Below are 20,655 nucleotides of genomic sequence, written 5' to 3'. Positions count from 1 at the left end.
ACCACATCCCGGCGCCCGTCACCGCAGCGGGGGCACGCGGGTCTTGGCTGCGGTCACCCTCCACTGCCGGCGGCCGGCTGCTGCGACGGCGACCAGCGTTCGCCGGCCAGCAGCCTGCCGAGCCCCGCCCAGGCGAAGTTCATCAGCGTCGACGCCGCTTCCTTCGCCGTCACCTCCGGGGTCTCGTTGGCCCAGGCGGCGAGCGATTCGGCCGCGCCTACGAGCGCTTGGGCGAGCCCGGCGATGTCCCGCTCGCCGAAGTCGTCGGGGCCGTGCGGGTCGCGGGCCGCTTCGCCGAGCAATCCCGCGACGTAGGCGGCCAGTTCGTCCCGGGTCCTGCCGGCCTCGGCCGCGAACGGCTCCCCGTTGGTGCGGGCCTGGCGGTGCAGGACGGCCCAGCCCTCGGGGTGCTCGGCGGTGTAGCCGAAGAACGCGGTGAGCCCCGCCCAGAGCTGCCGGTCGGCCGCCCAGCCCGGCTCGACGGCCGCCTCCACCGCGTCGAGCAGCGCCCGCGCCTCACGCCGGATGCACGCGATGAACAGGTCTTCCTTGGAGTGGAGATACAGGTACACCAGCGGCTTCGAGACCCCCGCCAGCTCGGCTATGCCGTCCATCGAAGCGGCCCGGTAGCCGAGCCGCCCGAACGTCACCACGGCGGCGTCCATCATCTGCCGCTCCCGCACCGCCCGCGGCAACCGCTTGCTCCGACCGTCCCCCGCAGCCATGACGCCCCCGACTAAGCGTGCAGGGGCGCCATTACGGCCGGTTCAGGCAATTCCGGATTCGCGCCGAGAAGCCAGTCGATACAGTCCGCTGTCTCTTCCCAGCCGGTCACCGAAATGCAGGACACACCCATCGCGCGCACCGGGAAGTCGTTTCCGCCCGCGTCGAGCCGGTCGCCGATGAAGAGCACGTCCTGGATTTCCAGGCCGAGATGTTCCATCAGCTTCCGCATTCCGTACGACTTGTCGATGCCTTTTCGTGTCACATCGATCGACGTACTGCCCCCGCTGCGCACCTCCAGCTCAGGGAGCCGGGCGGCCGCGTACGCGCGCAGGCTCTCCTTGCGGGTACCGTCCGGATCCCAGGCGGCCTTCGCCTCCGGCGGCGCCTGCTGGCCGAGGGCCGAGAAGGTGACCTGGCTGCCGCGGTCCTCGATCACGTCTCCCCAGGTCTCCGACTCCCACAGGCCCAGCGAGCGGGCACCCTCGGTCAGTACGGTGACGGCGAGTTCCGTCTGCTCCGGCTTGAGGTTCTCGGCGTAGATGTCCTGCCAGCCGCCCGATTCCCAGCGGAGGTAGCGCGTGCCGCAGGTGGGCATGAGATGCAGCCGGCCGGCCAGCTCGGGCGTGAGCGGCAGCTCGTCCAGGACCTGGTTCTTGAACTGCTCGTACCGGCCACCGGAAATGACGCAGACTTCTTTTTCCGAAAGAAGCGCTTCGAGGCACTTTGCTATCCGGGGCGTGATCTTCGTCTTCGAAAGAGCGAGAGTGTCGTCCAGGTCGAAAGCGACGACGCGCGGAGCAAGTCCCACGATTCACCTCATGTGTTCCGTGCATCCGTCCGATGCGGGGCCCCACGATATCGTGCCCCCCGGGCATGGGCTCGGGGGGCACGTGCGGCGCCGGCGCCCCCGCGCGGGGGCGTACGGTCAGGCGGCGACGGGGACGCGCCGGTCCTCGGCCGCGTTCTCCTCGGGGTTCTCGTCCGGGTTCAGGGACGTCGCCGAGTCGTATGCCGCGCGGTCGAGGATGTTCTCCCGCGCGGCCACGATCAGCGGGGCCACGATCTGGCCGGCGACGTTCGTCGCTGTCCGCATCATGTCCAGGATCGGGTCGATCGCCAGCAGCAGGCCCACGCCCTCCAGCGGGAGGCCCAGCGTGGAGAGGGTCAGCGTCAGCATGACGGTCGCGCCGGTGAGACCGGCCGTCGCCGCCGAGCCGACGACCGAGACGAACGCGATCAGCAGGTAGTCCTGGACGCCGAGGTGCACGTCGAAGATCTGCGCGATGAAGATCGCGGCGAGCGCCGGGTAGATCGCGGCGCAGCCGTCCATCTTCGTCGTCGCGCCGAACGGCACGGCGAAGGAGGTGTACTCCTTCGGCACGCCGAGGCGCTCGGTGACCTTCTGGGTGACCGGCATCGTGCCGACGGACGAGCGGGAGACGAAGGCGAGCTGGATCGCGGGCCAGGCGCCCTTGTAGAACTGGATCGGGTTGACCTTGGCGACGGTGGCGAGCAGCAGCGGGTAGACGCCGAAGAGCACCAGCGCGCAGCCGACGTAGACGTCGGCGGTGAAGGTCGCGTACTGGCTGATCAGGTCCCAGCCGTAGTCGGCGATGGCGAAGCCGATCAGCCCGATGGTGCCGAGCGGGGCGAGCCGGATGACCCACCACAGGGCCTTCTGTAGCAGTTCGAGCACGGCCTCGCTGATGGTGAGGATCGGCTTGGCCCGCTCACCGAGCTTGAGCGCGGCGATACCGGCGACGGCCGCCATGAAGACGATCTGCAGGACGTTCAGCTCGGTGAACGGGGTGACGACGTCGGTCGGCACGATGCCGGTGAGGAAGTCGATCCAGGAACCCGTGTGCTGCGGGAGCTTGCCGTCCTTCGGGGTGAGGCCCGTGCCCGAGCCCGGGTTGGTGATCAGACCGATCGCGAGGCCGATGGCGACGGCGATCAGTGACGTGATCATGAACCAGAGCAGGGTGCGGGTGGCCAGCCTGGCCGCGTTGTTGACCTTGCGGAGGTTGGTGATCGAGATCAGGATCGCGAAGAAGACCAGCGGTCCCACGGCCAGCTTCAGGAGCTGTACGAAGAGGCTGCCGATCTCGTCCAGCGTGGTGTAGAGCCAGTGGATGTGCTGGCTGCGGGCGAGCCAGCCGAGCAGCACACCGAGCACGAGGCCGGCGACGATCTGGACCCAGAACGGGACCTTCGGTATGCGGAAGCCGGTGGACCCGGTGGATCCGGTGGTTCCGGCGGGGGCCGGGGATTCGGCCGGCGCCGGGGATCCGGTGGGCGCGGAATTCGCGGGCACGGACACACTCCAGTCGTGGCGCGTCCCGGCAGGGCGGGACGCGGTTCGTCGAGGGGGACGGGGGTGCGGCGCCCGCGCGCTGCTGAGCGTGGCTGAGCTGTTCGGGAAGGCGCCGCTGCTGATGCCGGGTCAGACGGCGCGGCAACAGACCGCGGACATGCAGCGGCAGAGATCGACATGCAGGCGCGCCACGAGCGGGACGCTCATGTCGTGGCGGAGGCGCACTGCTGTCTTCATGTCGAGGACGTTAACACCGGCGCTTTGAGCTGCTCAAAGCGTTACTTTGAGGCTGCGGCGGTCCGGCGGGCCTGGGCGGGGGCGGGAACGGACCCCTTGACCGCCCAACTCCCCCTGGACACAAGACAACACCCCGGCTCACGGGGGAACGGCCCCTGAGCCGGGGTGCTGCGTCGATGTGAGGAAGCTTACGCGGCGCTTACTCGGCGACGCCGTCCTCCTGCGTCCTGTTGGCCTCCAGCTTGGCCTTCACGCTCTCCACCCGGCCCGAGAGCTGGACGGACATCTCGTCGCGCTGCTTGCGCAGCAGGACGAAGCTCAGCGGGGCGGAGAGGACGAGCGCGAGCAGCAGCACCCAGATGACGTTGGAGTCCCCGAGGCCCTTGGGCAGCACGCCGACGTGGACCAGCGCGGCCGAGAGGACCAGGCAGCCCATGAAGATGGCGATGCGCATGCCGGTGTAGCGGACGGTGGCGTTCGGCTTCGCTAGGGACACGACGGGCCTTCTCTCATTCTCCGGTTCCTCCTGAACAGTGAAGCACGGCCGGTTCAGCCCGGATTCAGGGGGAGCAGCATCGTGATGTCGTCCCTGTCGTCACCTGGGGCGACCCGGATCGCGCCGGGCACCCGGCCCATTTCCTTGTAGCCGCAGGACGCGTAGAAGCGGTCGACGCCGGTGCCGCCGCGGCAGGTGAGCCGGATCGCCTCGATGCCGTCGAACCCGCTCGCCGCGTCGGCGGCGGCCGCCATCAGCTCGCGGCCGTACCCCTTGCCCTGATGGTCGGGGTGCACCATCACGGTGTAGAGCCATATCCAATGCCGCATCAGGCGGTGGGTGTTGTACGTGAGGAAGACGGCGGCTGCGACGCCGCCCTCCTCGTCGAACCCGACGAGGAGGCGGGCGCGGCCCTCCGCCATCGCCACGAAGTGCCTGACCAGCTCGGGCCGGACGTCCTCGGTGGTGACCGGCGGGACGAAGCCGACGGCCCCGTCGGCGTTCGACACGTCGGTCCACAGGGCCAGCAGGCCGTCCCTGAGCTGGGCGTCGACCCCGGGGTCGAGGCGGAAGGTGAGCGCCACTGCCGTACCGGTCCTCACACCCGCATGGGCTGCGGCGACTCGCGCCGGTCCGGGTCGGGGCCCGGGAACTCGCGCACGGTCTCGTAGCGGGTGTTGCGCTCGACCGGGCGGAAGCCGGCGTCCCTGATCAGCTCCAGCAGATCCTCGCGGCCCAGCTTGTTGGGCGTGCCGAAGTTGTCCGCGTCATGCGTGATCTTGTACTCGACGACCGAGCCGTCCATGTCGTCCGCGCCGTGCTGGAGGGCGAGCTGCGCCGTCTGCACGCCGTGCATCGGCCAGAACACCTTGACGTGCGGGATGTTGTCGAAGAGCAGCCGGGAGACGGCGAAGGTCTTCAGCGCCTCGGCGCCGGTCGCCATCGTCGTCCGCACCTGGAGCTTGTTGCGGACCTTGCCGTCCTTCATGTCCACGAAGTCGTGCTGGTAGCGCAGCGGGATGAAGACCTGGAAGCCGTTCGTCTCGTCCTGCATCTCGCGCAGCCGCAGGACGTGGTCCACCCGGTGCCGGGGCTCCTCGATGTGCCCGTACAGCATCGTCGCCGGGGTCTTGAGACCCTTCTCGTGGGCGAGGCGGTGGATACGCGACCAGTCTTCCCAGTGGGTGTTGTGGTCGACGATGTGCTGCCTGACCTCCCAGTCGAAGATCTCGGCGCCGCCGCCGGTCAGCGATTCGAGCCCAGCCTCGATCAGCTCGTCCAGGATCTCGCTCGCCGTCAGCCCCGAGATGGTCTCGAAGTGGTGGATCTCAGTGGCGGTGAACGCCTTGAGCGAGACCTCGGGGAGCGCTTCCTTGAGGGCCTTGAGCGAGCGCGGGTAGTACCGCCACGGCAGCGTGGGGTGCAGGCCGTTGACGATGTGCAGCTCGGTCAGGTTCTCGCCCTGCATCGCCTTGGCGAGCCGGACGGCCTCCTCGATGCGCATCGTGTACGCGTCCTTCTCGCCCGGCTTGCGCTGGAACGAGCAGTACGCGCAGGACGCGGTGCACACGTTCGTCATGTTCAGGTGGCGGTTGACGTTGAAGTGCACCACGTCACCGTTCTTACGGGTCCGCACCTCGTGGGCGAGGCCGCCGAGCCAGGCCAGGTCGTCGGTCTCGTACAGGGCGACGCCGTCCTCACGGGACAGCCGCTCCCCGGCGTGGACCTTCTCCTCCAGCTCGCGCTTGAAGCCCACATCCTGGATCGATGCAGTCATCCGGCCGCCTCCCATACGTCTACCAATCGGGCCTGTCGAGCCTACGCCCCCGCACCGACACGACCGCAGCGGCCCTCCGTGCCGGGGCCGCCCGCGCCGCCGCGCGGCGGCTCACACCTCTTCGGGCAGCTCGCCGACCCTGTTCTCCCACTTCGTGGAGAGAACGATGGTGGTGCGGGTCCTGGAGACGCCCTTGGTCTTGCTGAGCCGGCCGATGGTCTTCTCCAGACCGTCCACGTTGTCGGCGCGCACCTTGAGCATGTACGAGTCGTCGCCCGCGATGAACCAGCAGTCCTCGATCTCGCCGAGATCGCGCATCCGGCGCGCCACGTCCTCGTGGTCGGCCGCGTCGGAGAGGGAGATCCCGATCAGCGCGGTGACGCCGAGCCCGAGGGAGGCCGAGTCGACCGTGGCGCGGTAGCCGGTGATGACGCCCGCGGTCTCCAGGCGGTTGATGCGGTCGGTGACGCTGGGCCCGGAGAGGCCGACGAGCCGGCCCAGCTCCGCGTACGAGGCTCTGCCGTTCTCTCTGAGGGCCTGGATGAGCTGCCTGTCCACGGCGTCCATATACCTGAAGCCTTCCATTATTCAGCGATCGCGCAAGATTACACTCAGAAACGAAGGACGGAATCGGGCCGCGCCTCAGTCTCCGCGAGATCCGCCGTGAGATCCGCCGAGGTCCCCGGTCCACCTGCGATAGAGCCCGTGCGGCACGCCCGCGGCGTCCAGCACCCGGCCGGCGACGAAGTCCACCAGGTCCTGGATGTGCGTCGCCCCCGCGTAGAAACCGGGGGACGCCGGCAGCACCACGGCGCCCGCCTCGTCCAGCGCGACGAGCTGCTTCAGCGTCTGCCCGCCGAGCGGGGTCTCCCTGACGGCGACCACCAGCCGCCTGCGCTCCTTCAGCGTCACGCTCGCCGCGCGCTGCAACAGGTCCTTCGACAGGCCGAGCGCCACCCCCGCGACGGACGCGGTGGAAGCGGGCACGATCAGCATGCCCTTGGCCGGGTACGACCCGGAGGACGGGCCCGCCGCCAGATCGCCCGCGCTCCAGTGGCGGACACCGGACAGGTCGGGCGCGAACGTGCCGGGCTTGCCGTCGGCGCCGCGCGCCAGCCAGGCCGCCAGGTCCTCGCGCCAGTGCGCGTCGCGGAAGGCGATGCCCGTCTCGTCCAGCAGCGTCAGCCGGGACGCCCTGCTGACCACGAGGTCGACGCTCTCCCCCGCGTCCAGCAGGCCGCGCAGCACGGCGGCGGCGTACGGGGTGCCCGAAGCGCCGGACACGCCGACGACCCAGGGCCGCCGGGGGCCGTCCTGGCCGTGCCGGGCGTGCTGGTCCTGCCGGCCGTGCGGGTCTGCGGGCTGTCCGGGCTTCACCCGGCCGAGCCTATCCGGCCGCCGATGGCGAGAACCCGCCAAGGCCGGGAAGCGGGCTCAGGAACCGCGGACGGTGCGCCGCGCGTTGCAGAGACGGCAGGGCCGGGGATGTGTCCCGGCCCGCTCAGGACCGCAGGGGGCTGCGATGCCGTATCCGAACCTCGACACCACCGCACCGCGCAGGCCGGGCAGGGCCGGCCGGGTGAAGGCCGCGGGCGCCGTGATGGCCGCCTGGGTCGCGCTGCTCTGGGTGCTGGAGATCGTGGACTCCGCGACGGGCGGCTCCCTCGACACGTTCGGGCTGAGCCCCCGGAGCCCCGGTGAGCTGCGCGACGTGATCCCGATGGCCTTCCTGCACCACGGCTTCGAGCATCTCGCTTCGAACACCGTCCCGCTGCTGGTCCTCGGCTTCCTCGCGGCCCTCGGCGGGCTGCGCAGGTTCGCCGCCGTCGTCCTCACGATCATGGTGGTCGGCGGCCTCGGGGTCTGGCTCACCGCCGCCGACCACACCAACACGGTCGGCGCTTCCGGGGTGATCTTCGGCCTGCTGGGCTTCCTGCTGATACGCGGCTTCGTCGACCGCAGCGCGCTCGACATCGTGATCGGCCTGCTGGTGCTGGTGGTCTACGGCTCGGTGCTGTGGGGCGTCCTGCCCGGTGACCCGTCAATAAGCTGGCAGGGCCATCTGTTCGGGCTGGTGGGCGGCGTGCTCGCGGCGTTCCTGTTCCGCAAGGAACGCCGCCCGCAGGCTGCCCTGTTCACGCCGTGAGACCCCCGCTCACCAGGGTCCCGGCTCACACCGTCAGGCCGCGCACCAGCAGGTCGAGCAGCGCGAAGAAGAACAGGCTTATCCCGACGAAGCCGTTGACCGAGAAGAACGCCCTGTTGAGCCGGGACAGGTCGTGCGGCTTCACGATCGTGTGCTCGTAGAGGAACGCCCCGGCGACCACGACGAGACCGACCCAGAAGAACGCCCCGGCGTGCGTCGCCAGGCCGTACCAGACCAGCAGCACGGTCGTGACGGCGTGCGCGGCGCGCGCCCCGTACAGCGCCGCCGGGATGCCGAACCGCGCCGGTACGGACTTCACGCCGTGCGCGCGGTCCGCCTGCACGTCCTGGCAGCCGAAGATCAGGTCGAAGCCGCCGATCCAGATCCCGACCGCGAGACCGAGGATCACCGCGTCCCAGGACCACTCGCCGGTCACCGCGATCCAGGCGCCGACCGGCCCCATGGCCTGCGCGACACCCAGGATGGCGTGCGGGAAGTTGGTGAACCGCTTGCCGTACGGATAGACCACCATCGGGACGACGGCGACCGGCGCGAGCGCCAGGCACAGCGGGTTGAGCAGCGCGGCGGCGCCGAGGAACACGACGACGGCGACCCCGGCCCCGGTCCACGCGGACCGTACGGACACCGCGCCGGTGACGATCTCCCGGCCCGCGGTACGGGGGTTACGGGCGTCGATCTCCCGGTCGATGATCCGGTTGCAGGCCATCGCGAACGTGCGCAGGCCGACCATCGCCACCGTGACGAGGAGCAGCCGGACCCAGTGGATGTTGCCGTCGAGCTGGAACATCGCGGTCAGTGCCGCGATGTAGGCGAACGGCAGGGCGAAGACCGAGTGCTCGATCATCACCAGCCGCAGGAACGCCTTGGTGTGGCTCGGTTGCCGCATGGGCGCCGCAGCGCTGGTCACAGGCCGTACTCCTTCCAACGGCGGTCGACCGTCGCCGCCGTCCGGGGATCGGACTCGACCATATGCGGCCAGCCGCCGTCCCGCGTGTACCCCTCCTCGGGGAGCTTCCTCGTCGCGTCGATCCCCGCCTTGCCGCCCCAGAACTGCTGGTAGGAGGCATGGTCGAGATGGTCGACCGGGCCCTCCACGACGGTGAGGTCGCGGGCGTAGTCGGTGTTGCCCAGCGCCCGCCAGGCCACTTCGTGCAGATCGTGCACGTCGCAGTCGGCGTCCACGATCACGATCAGCTTGGTCAGCGACATCATGTGGGCACCCCAGACGGCGTGCATCACCTTCTGCGCGTGCTTCGGGTACTTCTTGTCGATCGAGACGATCGCGCAGTTGTGGAAACCGCCCGACTCCGGCAGGTGGTAGTCCACGATGTCCGGCACGATGATCTTCAGCAGCGGCAGGAAGAACCGCTCCGTCGCCCGGCCCAGCGGCCCGTCCTCGGTGGGCGGCCTGCCGACCACGATCGACTGGAGCAGCGGCCGCTTGCGCATGGTCACACAGTCGACGGTGAGGGCGGGGAACTCCTCCTGCGGCGTGTAGAAGCCGGTGTGGTCGCCGAACGGGCCCTCCGGCAGCGTCTTGCCGGGCTCCAGCCAGCCCTCGACGACGACCTCGGCCTGCGCCGGCACCTGGAGCGGCACGGTCTTGCAGTCGACCATCTCGATCCGCTTGCCCTGCACGAACCCGGCGAAGAGGTATTCGTCGATGTCGCCGGGGAGCGGCGCCGTCGCCGCGTACGTCACGGACGGCGGGCAGCCGAAGGCGATGGCGACCGGCAGCCGCTCACCGCGCCTGGCGGCGACCTGGTAGTGGTTGCGGCTGTCCTTGTGGATCTGCCAGTGCATGCCGATGGTGCGCCGGTCGTGGCGCTGGAGGCGGTAGAGCCCGAGGTTGCGGATGCCCGTCTCGGGGTCCTTGGTGTGCGTCAGGCCGAGGTTGAAGAACGAGCCGCCGTCCTCGGGCCAGGTGAACAGCGCGGGCAACTGGTCCAGGTCCACGTCGTCACCTGTCAGGACGACGTCCTGGACGGGCGCCTCCTTCACCTTCTTGGGTGGTACGTGCGCCATCGTGCCGAGCTTGCCGAACGCCTCGCGCACCCCGACGAAGCCGTGCGGCAGCTCGGGTTTGAGCAGCCCGCCGATCTTGTCGCTGATGTCCGCGTACGACGTCAGGCCGAGCGCCTTGAGGAGGCGGCGGTCCGTCCCGTACACGTTCATGGCCAGCGGCATCGACGAGCCCTTGACGTTCTCGAAGAGCAGCGCGGGCCCGCCGGCCTTGTTGACGCGGTCGGTGATCTCCCCGATCTCCAGATACGGGTCGACCTCGGCCTTCACGCGCTTGAGGTCGCCTTCGCGCTCCAGCGCCCTGAGCAGCGAGCGAAGATCGTCATAAGCCATGAGGTCAAGTATCGGTCACTCGCTACGCTGGTCCCGTCACGGGGCCGCGATCCGGTCCCGACCGCCACGCGCGGACCACGCGCAGAGGGGACCCGCCATGCTTCGGGTGCTGATGATTCTGGTGCCGCTGGGCCTCAGCATCTACGCCTTCATCGACTGCCTCACCAGTGACGAGAAGGAGGTCCGCCATCTGCCCAAGCCCGTCTGGGCGATTCTCGTGCTGCTGTTCCCGCTGGTCGGGTCGATCGCCTGGCTGGTCGTGGGGCGGGACAGGCGGGCGGCGCGCGGCGGGCGGGCGGGGCGGGGCGGCTGGGTCGCGCCGGACGACAACCCGGAGTTCCTGCGGTCCCTCAAGGACCGCGACGAAGACACCCCGCCGAAGTCGTGACGTCCGACGGGGCGTCCGCAACCGGCGGGGCGTCGGACGGAGTACGGGCGCGGGAGTGGCTGGTGACCGCCGTCGCCGAGGCGCGCGCCGGTCTCGCCGAGGGCGGCATCCCCATCGGCGCGGCGCTGTACGGGCCCGACGGGGCGCTGCTGGGCCGGGGCCGCAACCGCAGGGTCCAGGACGGCGACCCCTCGCTGCATGCCGAGACGGCCGCCTTCCGCGCCGCCGGCAGGCAGCGCTCCTACCGGGGCACGACGATGGTGACGACGCTCTCGCCGTGCTGGTACTGCAGCGGTCTGGTGCGGCAGTTCGGCATCTCGCGGGTCGTGATCGGCGAGGCGCGGACGTTCCACGGCGGGCACGACTGGCTCGCCGGGCAGGGCGTGGAGATTGTGCTCGTGGACGACGCGGAGTGCGCGTCGATGATGCGTTCGTTCATCGAGGACCGCCCCGAACTCTGGTACGAGGACATCGGCCGCGACTGACCGCCGCACCCGGCCCGTTCCGACCGTTTGCCGCACTCCAGGTGAACGCCGGGCGACCGGCGGTGACCGGGCCCGTACGGCGCGGTCCGCCGACGCGCTCGCCACGGCCGCCGTCCGCCGTGCTCCGGAAGCGATCTGACGTACGGTCAGCGGGTCCCGCGGCACCTGCCCGGACCAGGCGGCACGTACCGTACGGGCGGCTACGGCGAGCCCCGGGGCACCCACGACCGCACCACTGGCACACTTTGCGATCAATTGGCGCCTTTGCGATGACTTGAAGTGCCGTTCACGCAATCCCCCTCTTCCTCGGGACCCGCGCCCCGCGAGAGTCGACTGCGGTCGACCAAACCCCCATGCGTCTCAAGGGAAGTGGGAATACCCATGCCCGAAATGACCCGTCGCAGACTGCTCGGTTCGACGGCCGGTGTGCTCGGTGGCGCCGCCGGTCTGAGTCTGCTTCCCCCCAGCATCCAGAAGGCGGTGGCCGCGGGCCCCGCGCGCGGCGGCTCGATCCACGACATCGAGCATGTCGTGCTGCTGATGCAGGAGAACCGCTCGTTCGACCACTACTTCGGCACGCTCAAGGGAGTGCGCGGCTTCGCCGACCCCCACGCGCGCGAACTCTCCACCGGCAGGTCCGTGTTCCACCAGCCGGACACGGTCAACCCGCAGGGCTACACCCTGCCGTTCCACCTGGACACGCACACCACGAGCGCCCAGGCCATCCCGTCCACCAGTCACGCGTGGGCCGTGCAGCACCAGGCGTGGCACGACGGCGCGATGGACCAGTGGCTGCCCGCGCACCGCAAGGCGGACGGCGTCAACGGCCCGTACGTGATGGGCTACTACACGCGCGACGACATCCCGTTCCAGTTCGCGCTGGCCGAGGCGTTCACGATCTGCGACAACTACTTCTGCTCGGTGATGGGCCCGACGTGGCCGAACCGGCTCTACTGGATGACCGGGAGCATCGACCCGTCGGGCACCAAGGGCGGCCCTGTCATCTCCAACTCCGCGCCCAGGCCGTACGGCTGGACGACGTACGCCGAGCGCCTCCAGGCGGCGGGGATCGACTGGAAGGTGTACCAGCAGACCGACAACTACGGCACGAACATGCTGTCGGAGTTCCAGCGGTTCCAGGACGCCAAGCCGGGCGATCCGCTGTACGACCGGGCGATGGTCGCGCAGCCCGAGGGGACCTTCGAGGACGACGCGCGCAACGACCGGCTGCCCGCCGTGTCCTGGATCCTGCCGACGGCTGCGCAGTCGGAGCACCCCGACTACCTGCCTGCCGCGGGTGCGGACTTCGTGGCGTCGAAGATCGAGGCCATCGCGTCCAACCCCGCGGTGTGGCGCAAGACGGCCTTCATCCTCAACTACGACGAGAACGACGGCCTCTTCGACCATGTCGTGCCGCCGACGCCGCAGGCCGGGACGGTGGACGAGTTCGTCCAGGGGCTGCCCATCGGCGGCGGATTCCGGGTGCCGTGCCTGGTCATCTCGCCGTGGACGGTGGGCGGATGGGCCGCCGGTGAGGCGTTCGACCACACGTCGGTCCTGCAATTCCTTGAGCGGTTCACCGGGGTCGAGGAGCCGAACATCACCGAGTGGCGCCGCCGCACCTTCGGCGACCTGACGTCCGCCTTCGGCTTCGGGTCGGCGGCGCACCGGCCGCCGGAGCTGCCGACGGACACGGCGGAGCAGTTGGCGGAGGCGAAGGAAGAGGTAGCGACGCTGCCGAAGCCGACGCTGCCGGGCGGCGGCCAGACCGTACCGAAGCAGGAGCCGGGCGTGCGGCCGCGCCGCTGACATACGCGTACCGCCTGCCCCGTACGGACGGGGCAGGCGGTACGGGCGGTACGGGCGGTACGGGCGGTACGCGGCAGGCGTACGGGCGGTACGGGGCGAGCAGACCGCTCAGACGCCCGCGTACGAGTGCTTGCCGGTGACGAAGATGTTCACGCCGTAGTAGTTGAACAGCCAGCAGCCGAAGGCGATCAGCGCCAGGTAGGCGGCCTTGCGGCCCTTCCAGCCCGCGGTGGCGCGGGCGTGCAGGTAGCCCGCGTACGCGACCCAGGTGATGAACGACCAGGTCTCCTTCGGGTCCCAGCCCCAGTACCGGCCCCACGCGTCGCCCGCCCAGATCGCGCCCGCGATGATCGTGAACGTCCAGAGCGGGAAGACGGCGGCGTTGACGCGGTAGGCGAACTTGTCGAGCGTGGCCGATGCGGGCAGCCGCTCCATGACGGAGGTGGCGAAGGCGCCCGGCCGGCGGCCCGCCGCCAGCTTGGACTCGTAGCGCTCCCGGAAGAGGTAGAGCAGCGTGGCGACCCCGCCGACGTAGAACACGGCGCCGCAGAAGATCGCGGTGGAGACGTGGATCCACAGCCAGTACGAGTGCAGGGCGGGAACCAACTGGTCACTCGCGGTGTACAGGACGGTGACAGCGAGGCCGAGGTCGAGGAGGACCGTGGTGACCAGGGGCAGTCCGAGCCAGCGGATGTTCTTCTTCAGCGCGAGGAAGACGAGGTACACGCCGACGGCGACCGTGGAGAAGGTCAGGTTGAACTCGTACATGTTGCCCCACGGCGCCCGCTGTACGGACAGCGCGCGGGTGAGGACTCCCCCGGCCTCGATGACGAAGGCGAGGATGGTGAGGGAGATGGCGATCCGGCCGTACATGTCGCCCTGCTCGTCACCGCCCGCCGCGCCGGGTCCGTCGGGGACGTCACGGGTGCCGGACGCGGTCCTGACGACGACCTTCGGCCGGTCCAGTACGGCGGTGCCCGCGCCCTTCCGGGCCACCTGCACCTTGACGGAGCCGGCCGCCGTCGACTCCTTCGCGTCACCGGTCAGCGCTGCGGCGGTGCGGGCGATCTTGCTCCTGCTGCCGAACAGCCACTCCGCGATGTGCGCGAAGAAGGCGAACATATAGACGGCCATGGATGAATAGATCAGCACATTGCTGGTGTGCGCCAGGCTCTCGTTGGTTACCGCGGCGGCGAGATTCACTTCTCAGCCCCTTCGACAGTTTCGACGGTTTCGGCAGTCTCGGCGGGTTCGGGCGCCGTGGGCGCCTGGGCGTTGAGGGCGAGGGCCAGATCGCCCAGCTCCTCGGGGAGCTTGGCGGACTCACTGCGGCCGAGCCCCGCCATCTCGATGACGGTGATGCCGTCGGCGCCCCGGGTGGCCCGGACCCAGATGCGGCGGCGCTGGATGAAGAGGGAGCCGGCCAGCCCCAGGATGGCCGCGATGGCGCCGCCGAGGGCCCAGCCGGCGCCGGGCTGGTGGGTGATCTGGAAGCTCGCCCACTGCTTGATGGTCTTGTCCATGGTGATGGAGCCGGCGCCGTCGGGGAGCGTCAGGGTCTCGCCCGGCAGCAGCGTCTTCTTCAGGATCTTGCCCTTGGCGTCCTTGAAGGGCTTCATCTTGCTGGTGTCGAGCTGGTACACGTTCTGCGGCACACCGGCGTTGACGCCCAGATCCCCGTGGTACGCGCCGATGTTGAGCGCCGGGAAGTCGAGGTCGGGGAATTGCGAGAACATCTGCCCGGACGCCTTGCCGCCGTAGGTGGGCACGAAGAGGGCGGCGAAGCCGAGCTGGTCCTTCTTGCCGTTCTTGTCCCGGTAGCCGTCCATCACCTTGATGGCGCCGCTGGACGAGAGGTTGGTGTCGAAGGGCAGCAGCGGCGTCGCACCGGAGAAGACGACCTTGCCCCTGCCGTCCTTGACGGTAACGGTCGGCGCGTAGCCGTGCGAGATCAGGTAGACCTTCGAACCGTCGACCACGAGCGGCTTGTTGACCTTGATGAGCTTGGTGCGTTCCTGGTCCCCGGGACCCGCCGTGTAGCGGACCTTCGCCTCGAAGGTCCTGGCCGTGCCGATCTCGGGTCCTTGCCGCTCCCAGGTGCCGACGAACTTGTCGAGGGTGAAGCTGAACGGGGCGAGGTTGTCGGTGTCGAAGAGCGCGCCCGACTTGAAGTCGTCGAACTGGGTGAGGGTGTTGGAGAAGGCGCCGCCCTCGACGATCAGCTTGCCGCCCTCGGACTTGAAGAGCTGGCCGCCGGCGAAGGAGACCAGCATCACGATCAGCGCGACGTGGAAGATGAGGTTCCCGGCCTCGCGCAGATAGCCCTTCTCGGCCGTGACGGCGTCCCCCGCCGCGTCGGCGCGGAAGCGGTGCTTCTTGAGCAGCGCGAGCGCCGCCGTGCGCGCCTCTTCGGGCTCGGCCGTGGTGCGCCAGGTGGTGTAGGCGGGCAGCCGGGTCAGCCGCTTGGGCGCGGCGGGCGGCCGGCCGCGGAGCTGGCCGACGAACTGCCAGGTGCGCGGGACGATGCAGCCGATGAGGGAAATGAACAGCAGGATGTAGATCGCGGAGAACCACACCGAGCTGTAGACGTGGAAGAGCTGGAGCTTCTCGTAGATCGGCGAGACCGTCGGATGCTGCTTCTGGAACGTCTCGACCTTGAGCTGGTCGCTGCCGCTCTGCGGGATCAGCGAGCCGGGGATGGCGCCGAGGGAGAGCAGGAACAGCAGGAGCAGCGCGATCCGCATGGAGGTGAGCTGCCGCCAGAACCAGCGCGCCCAGCCGACCACCCCCAGCACCGGGCCGCCGATGAGGGATTCCTCGCGGGGGGCGGTGGAGAGCTGGGACCCTGCGGCGCCGAGTTCTGTGGCGTCCTGGACCTCGGCCCTGACCTCACCTGCTGGCCGCTCTGTGTCGTCGGCCCGCTCTGTGTCGTCGGCCCGCGCTGTGCTGTCGGCCCGCGCTGTGCTGTCGGGCTCTGTCTTGCTCATGGAACTAGATCCCCACCGTGAAGCCGTTGGACCAGGACTGCGTCTGCTGCACGATGCTGTCCCACGCGCCGGTCAGCAGCAGCAGACCCGTCACGATCATCATCGCGCCGCCGATCCGCATCACCCACGCGTAGTGCCGCTTGACCCAGCCGAACGCCCCGAGTGCCTTGCGGAACGCGACTGCGGCGAGCAGGAAGGGCACGCCGAGACCGAGGCAGTACGCGACGGTCAGTATCGCGCCCCGGCCCGCGCTCGCCTGATTCATCGCCAGGAAGCTGACGGACGAGAGGGTCGGGCCAAGGCAGGGCGTCCAGCCGACGCCGAAGAGCGCGCCGAGCAGCGGTGCGCCCACCAGACCTGTCACCGGCCGCTTGTGGAAGCGGAATTCGCGCTGGGTGAGCCAGGGCATCATGCCCATGAAGAACGCGCCCATGGCGACCAGCAGGACACCGAGGACCTTGGAGATCACGTCCCGGTTCTCCTGGAGCCGCTCCCCGAAGAAGCCGAAGAGCGCGCCGCCGGAGACGAAGACCGCGGTGAAGCCGATGACGAACAGCGCGGCGCCGGCGACCATCCGGCCGCGTCGGGCGTCCGCCAGATCCGTACCGGCGACGCCGGTCACGTACGAGAGGTAGCCGGGCACGAGCGGCAGCACGCAGGGCGAGAAGAACGAGACGAGGCCGCCCAGCAGCGCGATCGGCAGCGCCGCGATGAGCGCGCCGTCCATGATCGTGCCGTTCTGCAGGGATGCCTCGGCGAGAGCCAGCACGGGATCACTTCTCCGCGATCAGCGGGTCGATCATCTTGTGCAGCGAGTCGGTGTTGACCCCGCCCAGCGACCGGGCCGCGATCTTCCCCTGCCGGTCGAGCACGATGGTGGAGGGGATGCCCTGCGGGTTGAGTGTGCCCTTGGGGAAGCTGTTGAGGATGAGCTTGCCCGCCGGGTCGTAGAAGCTCGGGTAGGTCAGACCGCTGTCCTTCTCGAACGCGATCGCCGGGCCCTTCGACTCGTCGCGGGTGTTGATCCCGACGAACGCCACGCCCTTGGGCCCGAGGTCCTGGGCGCCGCGCACCAGATAGGGCGCCTCTTCGCGGCAGGGCGAGCACCACGAGCCCCAGACGTTCAGCACGACGACCTTGCCCTTGAGGTCGGCGACGTCGAGCTGCTTGCCGGTGAGCGTCTCGCCCGACATCTTCACGGCCGAGCCGCGGTCGGCCTTCGCGACGGTGTCTATGCCGCCGCTGCTCGACACGAAGTTGGTGTTGCCGCCGCCGCCGGACTTGCCGCCGCCGCTGCACGCCGTCAGCACCAGCGCCGCCGCCACGCCGACGACCGGCAGGGCGACGGCGCGGAGTCGACGGCTGGAGCGGCGTCGGGGGGCGCTGCCAAAGTTCATGTGAAAAGTTTCGCATGGGCGTTTCGGGGGATCTTGCGCACCCCCCTCCGTGCCGGCAGCGCCCGTGAATCCCGAGCCGGGCGGCTGTGAATCCCGGGCCGGGCGGCTGTGCGAAGGCTGTCAGACGGCTTTGAGGAAAGTGTTCCAGCCGCCGGCCGGGTTCTGTCCGACCTCAAGGGTGCGCAACTTGGCGAGTACGGCGGGGTCCTGGACGTCGAGCCAGTCGGTGAACTGCCGGAACGACACCATTCGCACGTCTTGGGTACCTGCGATCTCCTTCATCGCGTCTTCGACGGCATCCATATAGATTCCGCCGTTCCACTCCTCGAAGTGGTTGCCGATGAAGAACGGCGCCCGGTTCGTTTCGTACGCCCGCCGGAAACCGGAGAGATACGACTGGGTCGCCTGCTGGCGCCAGGCCGGGTAGTTGGCGGTCATGCCGCGGGTCGAATTCTTCGACTGGTTGGCGAGGATGTTGTAGTCCATGGAGAGGACTTCGAAGCTGTGCCCGGGGAAGGGGATGCCCTGGAGCGGGAAATCCCAGATGCCCTGTTTCTTGTCGGGCCAGACCTGGTTTCCGCCGGGGGAACTCGCGTCGTAGCGCCAGCCGAGTTCGGCGGCCGCCGGCAGCAGCCGCTCCTGGCCGAGCAGGCAGGGGGTGCGGCTGCCGACGAGTTCCTTCGCGTAGTCGAAGGGGAGCGGGTCGGCGTCGGGCAGGGCGCAGTTGGTACGCCACTGGGTGACGAACGACACGGCCTGGTCGATCTCGTCGCGCCACTGGGCCGGGGTCCAGTTGTTCACGGAGCCCGAGCCGGCGCAGAAGTGGCCGTTGAAGTGGGTGCCGATCTCGTGTCCGTCGAGCCAGGCCTGGCGGACGTTGGTGAGGGTGGACCTGATGTGCTCGTCGGTGAGGTAGCCGATGTCCGAGGCGCCGGTCGGGTTGTTCGGCGGCCGGTACATGTCCTTCTTGGATTCCGGCAGCAGATACAGCCCGGAGAGGAAGAAGGTCATCCCCGCGTTGTGTTCCTTGGCGAGTTGCAGGAAGCGCGGGAAGAGTCCGTTGCCGACTTCGCCCGCCCCGTCCCAGGAGAAGATGACGAACTGCGGCGGGGTCTGACCCGGTTCCAGCGGAATGGGCGCCGCAGGCTGGTTGGGCTGTTTCCCGGTGTCGGCCGTGGAACCGTCGCCGATGAGTTTGACGTCCTTGTGCGGAGGTCCCGCCGCTTTTCCGTGCCCACCGGGTGCGACGCTGCTGTTGCCTGTCGGTTTGTTATGTGATTCGGTCCGGCCGGTGCCGCAGCCCGCGATTCCGATCGCGGCTGCGGCGCCGATTCCGGCTCCGAGCAGACCCCTCCTGCTGATGTCGCGCATATTGTCCCCATCCGCGTTGGTACATGCGTTGGCCCCTCTCTTTTACAAGCGGCAACACGTGAGATGTCGTAGCAAACGCGGAGGTTCTTGTAATTGTCATATCTTTACTCTTGTATGACTAACATCACTACGCTCCGTAAGCCTTACCCGCACCCTTCACGGGCTTGGCTCCGGCCAGCAGATGAGCGGGTACGAGGTCGCGCGCGGGCTCGGAGTAGCCCACGGACACGATCCTGTTCCCCTGGTACGTGACGCTCGTCAGCGAGGCGAGGGTGCACTGCCGCTTGCGCGGGTCGTGCCAGAGCCTGCGGCGCTCCAGGAAGCTGCGCACGATCCAGATCGGGAGCTGGTGGCTGACGCACACCGCCTCGTGCCCGCGCGCCGCGTCCCGCGCGCTGGTCAGCGCGCCCATCATCCGGACGACCTGGTCGACGTACGGCTCGCCCCAGGACGGCCGGAGCGGGTTGGTGAGGTACTTCCAGTTCGCGGGCTTGCGCAGGGCGCCGTCGCCGACCCCGAAGGTCTTGCCCTCGAAGATGTTCATGGCCTCGATCAGCCGCTCGTCCGTCTCCAGCGTCAGCCCGTGGCTCTTGACGAGGGGCGCGGCCGTCTCCTGGGCCCGCTCCAGCGGGGAGGCGACGACGTGAGTGATGTCACGCCCCGCCAGATGCTCGGCGACCCGGTCGGCCATCTGCCGGCCCAGCTCCGAGAGGTGGAACCCGGTGCGGCGGCCGTAGAGGACGCCGTCGGGGTTATGGACCTCACCGTGGCGCATGAGATGGACGACGGTGAACTCTTCCGTGCTGTCAGGGCTGGTCATTCGGCATTCTCCGTGGCTTGGGCTGCGGCGCGCGCGGCGGCCGGCAACGCGGCGGCGATCCGCTCGACGGCGCGCTCGTCGTGGGCGGTCGAGACGAACCAGGACTCGAAGGACGACGGCGGCAGATAGACGCCGTCGGCGAGCATCGAGTGGAAGAAGGGGGTGAAGCGGAACGACTCCTGCTTCTTGGCGCCCTCGAAGTCGTGGACGTCGTCCGGTGTGAAGAACACGGAGAACATGTTGCTCGCCGACTGCACGCTGTGCGCCACGCCCTCCTTGTCCAGAGCGGCCGTCAGCAGGTCCTGGATCTCCAGCGAGACGGCGTCGAGCTTCGCGTACGCCGCGTCGTCGAGGAGCCGGAGCTGCGCGAGGCCGGCCGCGGTGGCGACGGGATTGCCCGACAGCGTGCCCGCCTGGTAGACGGGGCCGACCGGGGCCAGCCGCCCCATGATCTCGGCGCGCCCGCCGAAAGCGGCGGCGGGGAAGCCGCCGCCCATGACCTTGCCGAAGGTCATCAGGTCGGGCTCGACGCCGTCGATCCCGTACCAGCCGGCCTTCGACGTACGGAACCCGGTCATCACCTCGTCGGAGATGTACAGCGCGCCGTCGGCGGCGCACAGCTCCTTGAGCCCGGCGTTGAAGCCGGGGCGCGGCGGCACGACGCCCATGTTCCCCGGCGATGCCTCCGTGATCACGCAGGCGATCTCGCCGGCGTTCGCCGCGAAGGCCCTTTGTACGGCCCCGAGGTCGTTGTACGGCAGGACGATGGTGTCGCCGGCCTGCGCTCCGGTGACCCCCGGTGTGTCCGGCAGCCCGAAGGTCGCCACCCCTGATCCGGCCGAGGCGAGCAGCGCGTCCACATGTCCGTGGTAGCAGCCGGCGAACTTCACGATCTTCGCGCGGCCGGTGAAACCCCGCGCGAGCCGGATCGCGGACATGGTCGCCTCGGTGCCCGAGGAGACCAGCCGCACCTGTTCGAGGGGTCCGATTCGGGCCACCATCTCCTCGGCGAGCGCGACCTCGCCCTCCCCGGGCGTACCGAAGGACGTGCCGCGCGCCACGGCGGCCTGGACCGCTTCGACAACCTCTGGCCGGGAATGACCGAGAATCATCGGCCCCCAAGAACATACGAGGTCGACATATTCGCGGCCGTCCGCATCGATCAGATATGGACCGGTACCGGACACCATGAAACGGGGCGTACCGCCCACGGCCCGGAAGGCGCGGACAGGAGAGTTCACGCCGCCGGGTGTCACAAGGGCGGCGCGGTCGAAGAGGGTCTGCGAAACTGGGGCGTCATAGGGGAAGCTCACGCAATCCATGGTG

General features: G+C 69.3%; 21 protein-coding genes. 4 read left to right on the top strand and 17 right to left on the bottom strand.

The annotated features are described in order from the left end of the window. Positions 1 to 53 precede the first annotated feature (53 nt). From ACZ63I_RS32365 to ACZ63I_RS32330, 8 genes are all read right to left on the bottom strand, one after another. Positions 54 to 668 carry a TetR/AcrR family transcriptional regulator gene (locus ACZ63I_RS32365; RefSeq protein WP_469342884.1) on the bottom strand — a complete coding sequence of 205 codons (615 nt, stop codon included), beginning with the start codon at positions 666 to 668 and terminating at the stop codon, positions 54 to 56. A 68-nt stretch (positions 669 to 736) separates the two neighbouring features. Then, entirely contained in the window at positions 737 to 1,534 is a 798-nt protein-coding gene (locus tag ACZ63I_RS32360) for an HAD-IIB family hydrolase (protein ID WP_469342883.1), read from the bottom strand. A 117-nt stretch (positions 1,535 to 1,651) separates the two neighbouring features. Continuing rightward, positions 1,652 to 3,046, bottom strand: coding sequence for a dicarboxylate/amino acid:cation symporter (locus ACZ63I_RS32355; protein ID WP_469342882.1), 1,395 nt, complete (start codon positions 3,044 to 3,046; stop codon positions 1,652 to 1,654). A 430-nt stretch (positions 3,047 to 3,476) separates the two neighbouring features. Then, entirely contained in the window at positions 3,477 to 3,773 is a 297-nt protein-coding gene (locus tag ACZ63I_RS32350) for a DUF4229 domain-containing protein (protein ID WP_469342881.1), read from the bottom strand. A gap of 53 nt (positions 3,774 to 3,826) precedes the next feature. Beyond that, a complete protein-coding gene (locus tag ACZ63I_RS32345; RefSeq protein WP_469342880.1) occupies positions 3,827 to 4,357 on the bottom strand; it encodes a GNAT family N-acetyltransferase in 531 nt (176 codons plus the stop codon). A 14-nt stretch (positions 4,358 to 4,371) separates the two neighbouring features. Further along, positions 4,372 to 5,550, bottom strand: coding sequence for an aminofutalosine synthase MqnE (gene mqnE, locus ACZ63I_RS32340; protein ID WP_469342878.1), 1,179 nt, complete (start codon positions 5,548 to 5,550; stop codon positions 4,372 to 4,374). A 111-nt stretch (positions 5,551 to 5,661) separates the two neighbouring features. Continuing rightward, on the bottom strand, positions 5,662 to 6,117 hold the full coding sequence (locus ACZ63I_RS32335; protein ID WP_041985979.1) for an Lrp/AsnC family transcriptional regulator: 456 nt from the start codon (positions 6,115 to 6,117) through the stop codon (positions 5,662 to 5,664). A 75-nt stretch (positions 6,118 to 6,192) separates the two neighbouring features. Next, positions 6,193 to 6,834 (bottom strand): UbiX family flavin prenyltransferase, encoded by a 642-nt coding sequence (locus tag ACZ63I_RS32330; protein WP_469342937.1) that lies wholly within the window; start codon positions 6,832 to 6,834, stop codon positions 6,193 to 6,195. Between the two features lie 316 nt (positions 6,835 to 7,150). Between ACZ63I_RS32330 and ACZ63I_RS32325 the strand changes: the two genes are divergently transcribed. Next, positions 7,151 to 7,696, top strand: coding sequence for a rhomboid family intramembrane serine protease (locus ACZ63I_RS32325; RefSeq protein ID WP_469342936.1), 546 nt, complete (start codon positions 7,151 to 7,153; stop codon positions 7,694 to 7,696). Positions 7,697 to 7,721: 25 nt separating this feature from the next. Here the strand turns inward: ACZ63I_RS32325 and mqnP are convergent, their stop codons facing one another. Then, positions 7,722 to 8,624, bottom strand: coding sequence for a menaquinone biosynthesis prenyltransferase MqnP (gene mqnP, locus ACZ63I_RS32320; protein WP_469342877.1), 903 nt, complete (start codon positions 8,622 to 8,624; stop codon positions 7,722 to 7,724). Beyond that, positions 8,621 to 10,072, bottom strand: a complete 1,452-nt coding sequence (locus tag ACZ63I_RS32315) for a menaquinone biosynthesis decarboxylase (protein WP_469342876.1) — start codon at positions 10,070 to 10,072, stop codon at positions 8,621 to 8,623. The genes mqnP and ACZ63I_RS32315 overlap by 4 nt, the downstream gene beginning before the upstream one ends. A 97-nt stretch (positions 10,073 to 10,169) precedes the next feature. Between ACZ63I_RS32315 and ACZ63I_RS32310 the strand changes: the two genes are divergently transcribed. From ACZ63I_RS32310 to ACZ63I_RS32300, 3 genes are all read left to right on the top strand, one after another. Continuing rightward, positions 10,170 to 10,460 (top strand): PLD nuclease N-terminal domain-containing protein, encoded by a 291-nt coding sequence (locus tag ACZ63I_RS32310; protein ID WP_469342875.1) that lies wholly within the window; start codon positions 10,170 to 10,172, stop codon positions 10,458 to 10,460. Then, on the top strand, positions 10,457 to 10,945 hold the full coding sequence (locus tag ACZ63I_RS32305; RefSeq protein ID WP_469342873.1) for a nucleoside deaminase: 489 nt from the start codon (positions 10,457 to 10,459) through the stop codon (positions 10,943 to 10,945). The genes ACZ63I_RS32310 and ACZ63I_RS32305 overlap by 4 nt, the downstream gene beginning before the upstream one ends. Positions 10,946 to 11,326: 381 nt before the next feature. Beyond that, on the top strand, positions 11,327 to 12,754 hold the full coding sequence (locus tag ACZ63I_RS32300) for an alkaline phosphatase family protein (RefSeq protein WP_469342872.1): 1,428 nt from the start codon (positions 11,327 to 11,329) through the stop codon (positions 12,752 to 12,754). Positions 12,755 to 12,862: 108 nt separating this feature from the next. Here ACZ63I_RS32300 and ccsB read toward each other — a convergent pair whose 3' ends face one another. The 7 genes from ccsB to hemL all read right to left on the bottom strand — a co-directional run bounded on the left by ccsB (position 12,863) and on the right by hemL (position 20,651). Beyond that, positions 12,863 to 13,957: a c-type cytochrome biogenesis protein CcsB gene (gene ccsB / locus ACZ63I_RS32295; protein WP_469342871.1), complete on the bottom strand. Its 1,095-nt coding sequence runs from the start codon at positions 13,955 to 13,957 to the stop codon at positions 12,863 to 12,865. Continuing rightward, complete coding sequence (gene resB / locus ACZ63I_RS32290) at positions 13,954 to 15,741, bottom strand: cytochrome c biogenesis protein ResB (RefSeq protein WP_469342870.1); 1,788 nt, start codon at positions 15,739 to 15,741, stop codon at positions 13,954 to 13,956. Before resB ends, ccsB begins: the two co-directional genes overlap by 4 nt. Before the next feature lie 4 nt (positions 15,742 to 15,745). Next, on the bottom strand, positions 15,746 to 16,468 hold the full coding sequence (locus tag ACZ63I_RS32285) for a cytochrome c biogenesis CcdA family protein (RefSeq protein WP_469342935.1): 723 nt from the start codon (positions 16,466 to 16,468) through the stop codon (positions 15,746 to 15,748). A 46-nt stretch (positions 16,469 to 16,514) separates the two neighbouring features. Further along, positions 16,515 to 17,138, bottom strand: coding sequence for a TlpA family protein disulfide reductase (locus ACZ63I_RS32280; protein ID WP_469342869.1), 624 nt, complete (start codon positions 17,136 to 17,138; stop codon positions 16,515 to 16,517). 120 nt (positions 17,139 to 17,258) lie between these two features. Then, positions 17,259 to 18,509: a polysaccharide deacetylase family protein gene (locus ACZ63I_RS32275; protein ID WP_469342868.1), complete on the bottom strand. Its 1,251-nt coding sequence runs from the start codon at positions 18,507 to 18,509 to the stop codon at positions 17,259 to 17,261. Between the two features lie 127 nt (positions 18,510 to 18,636). Beyond that, positions 18,637 to 19,329 carry a histidine phosphatase family protein gene (locus tag ACZ63I_RS32270; protein ID WP_469342866.1) on the bottom strand — a complete coding sequence of 231 codons (693 nt, stop codon included), beginning with the start codon at positions 19,327 to 19,329 and terminating at the stop codon, positions 18,637 to 18,639. Then, a complete protein-coding gene (gene hemL / locus ACZ63I_RS32265; protein WP_469342865.1) occupies positions 19,326 to 20,651 on the bottom strand; it encodes a glutamate-1-semialdehyde 2,1-aminomutase in 1,326 nt (441 codons plus the stop codon). Before hemL ends, ACZ63I_RS32270 begins: the two co-directional genes overlap by 4 nt. Between the last annotated feature and the right edge of the window lie 4 nt (positions 20,652 to 20,655).

This window comes from Streptomyces sp. NPDC087906 (assembly GCF_055584925.1).
This window is presented reverse-complemented; position numbering and strand designations above follow the sequence as displayed.